Source organism: Tsukamurella soli (assembly GCF_039541155.1).
GTDB classification, from domain to species: Bacteria; Actinomycetota; Actinomycetes; order Mycobacteriales; family Mycobacteriaceae; genus Tsukamurella; species Tsukamurella soli.
Genome location: NZ_BAABFR010000210.1, coordinates 1 through 2,331, shown reverse-complemented (window position 1 = coordinate 2,331; position 2,331 = coordinate 1). Strand labels below are relative to the sequence as shown.

The window sequence follows — 2,331 nt, the reverse complement described above, 5'->3', positions numbered from 1 at the left end:
GCGGGCGCAGCAGGCGCCGCAGGGGCAGCAGGCGCTGCGGGCGCAGCAGGCGCTGCGGGCGCAGCCGGGGCCGTCACCGTCTGCACCTGCTGCGCCGCCACCACGTACCGGGCGTAGATCCGCTTCTGCGCCACGACATCGTCTGCATGCTGCTTCGCGGCCGCGAGGGCGCGCTGCGCCAGATCGCGCTGCGCGAGCAGCCTCTGCTGGGCCGCCTGCTGCGTCCGTAGGGCGACGACGGTGGCGGTGATCGAGTCGACGGCCTGCCGCTTGCGGTCGGCGGCGGCGGCGCGAGCGGCGTCGGCCTGGATCTTGGCGGACCGGGCGGCGGTGCGCTGTCCGAGCGCCTTCTGCTTCGCAGACTGCAGCGTCACGAGCGCCTCGCGCTGCTTCTCCGCGATCTCGGTCAGGACGGTCTGGCGGTCGAGGGCCGTATCCACGTCGGGGCTGGACAGGACGTCGGCGAGGCCGCCGGCGGTGTTGCCCTGCATGTACGCGGCGCGCACCATGTCGTCGAAGGTCTTCTGCGCGCCCGCGATCCGCCTGTCGGCCGTGGTGACGGCACTGTCGGACACCGTGACCGCGGTCCCTGCGGCCGTCGCAGCGTTGTCCGCGGTCTGCAGGTCGATGATCGTGCGGTTGACCGCCTGCTGCTTGACCTGCACCTGGCTACGCAGATCGGCGAGTTGCTGATCGGCCGACGCGATGCGATCGACCAGCGCGGTCACCACGTTGGTCTGCTGATCGACGGCGGGATCCGCCCACGCGGCTCCCGGAACACCCACGGCGAGTGTTCCTGTGGCCAGCACGGCGAGCACCGACCTGGTCGCGAAACGCTTCGCGGGTTGTGCCGTACGGCGCCTCAAGGTGTCTCCCTAGGTTGCTCGAGATACGTCACATCCGTGCCATTGGACCCCACCCGGCATCAAATGCGTCACATGTACCGTACGACAACTTTAGTCCCTAGGAAAACATCAGTAACAAATTACATGAGTGTGACTATCACACACACCGTTCTACCTGGATGAATGCAACGAGACGAAGCCCGCGCAATCGGCGTCATGCAGCCCGGATCGCGCGATGAATGACCCGATTCTCGCGCGCCGTCCTGATGGCCGGCCGTACCGGAGCCCTCGATCAGCCCGCGCTGCCGGCCGGCCGATCACCGTCGGCCCCGGCCTGCACAGCCGTGCCGGATGAGGCCCCCGCCAGTGCCGCCTCCTTGCGCGCCGCGTCGACGGCCCGGCTCTTCCGCCGTGTCACGACACGCCCGATACCCGCGGCAACGGCCACCACCGCGATGAGCGCCCAGGTGATCCCCGTCCACGAGGTGGTGGCGCCGGTCGCGATGTCGACGAACGTCGACGCGGCGACCGGCGGGTTGGACAGCGGCAGCCGCGCACCGATGCCGTGTCCGTCCTGCCCCTTCTCGATCTGGAAGCGCGTCAGCTGGTTGGACTGGCCGGCCACCTGCCCCGGCGACATCACGAGCACCGTCATCTTGCCGCCGAGGTCCTTGCTGACCTTCATGCCCAGGTCCCGCAACGAGGTGTCGGGGACGTAGTCGTGCGCCAGGACGATCACCTTGAAGTTCTGCACACCCTTCGCCTCGGCCTGGTGCACGACCTGCTCGAGCTGCGGGATGGTCGACTGCAGAGCCGGATTGAGGACCGCGACGCCGGTCTCCTTCAACTGCTGCTCGATCGCCGTGAGGTCCACGTCGGGTGGGATGGCGGCGATTATCGGCATGGGGCCCATGGACCCACACAGTACGACACAATGATCGAGTCCCGCGGCGGCACGCCGGACACCCCCCGAGCCCTCACAGGACAAGCGTACTGTTATTATTGGCCCAGTCACCGACACAGCCCGTCGGTGCAACCCACACGATGAGAGTGGAGCTGACGTAAGCGATGAGTATCGATTCTTTCTCCGCCCGTGGCACGCTCGAGGTCGGCGATCAGTCGTACGAGATCTTCCGTCTCAGCGCTGTACCCGGCACCGAGAAGCTTCCGTATGCCCTCAAGGTCCTGGCAGAGAACCTGCTGCGGACCGAGGACGGCGCGAATATCACCCAGGACCACATCAACGCGATCGCCGCGTGGGATCCCTCGGCCGATCCGAGCATCGAGATCCAGTTCACCCCGGCGCGCGTGATCATGCAGGACTTCACCGGCGTGCCCTGCATCGTCGACCTCGCCACCATGCGGGAGGCGGTGACGGCTCTCGGCGGTGATCCGAACAAGGTGAATCCGTTGTCGCCGGCGGAGATGGTGATCGATCACTCGGTGATCCTGGACGTGTTCGGTACCTCGGATGCGTTCGCCCGCA

Annotated in this window: 3 protein-coding genes; 1 reads left to right on the top strand and 2 read right to left on the bottom strand. The window is 67.4% G+C overall.

The window, feature by feature from the left end:
- Both ABD908_RS27085 and ABD908_RS27080 read right to left on the bottom strand, forming a co-directional pair.
- The coding region (locus ABD908_RS27085; RefSeq protein ID WP_425584418.1) for a coiled-coil domain-containing protein at window positions 1–866 on the bottom strand (866 nt) is incomplete at its 3' end.
- Window positions 867–1,137: 271 nt separating this feature from the next.
- On the bottom strand, window positions 1,138–1,758 hold the full coding sequence (locus ABD908_RS27080; RefSeq protein WP_345001968.1) for an Rv1476 family membrane protein: 621 nt from the start codon (window positions 1,756–1,758) through the stop codon (window positions 1,138–1,140).
- A 155-nt stretch (window positions 1,759–1,913) separates the two neighbouring features.
- Between ABD908_RS27080 and ABD908_RS27075 the strand changes: the two genes are divergently transcribed.
- The coding region (locus tag ABD908_RS27075) for an aconitase family protein (RefSeq protein WP_345001966.1) at window positions 1,914–2,331 on the top strand (418 nt) is incomplete at its 3' end.

Coding starts and splice junctions, on each gene's coding strand:
- ABD908_RS27080 (WP_345001968.1), bottom strand. CDS start 1,758: ATGGGCCCCATGCCGATAATCGCCGCCATCCCACCCGACGTGGACCTC.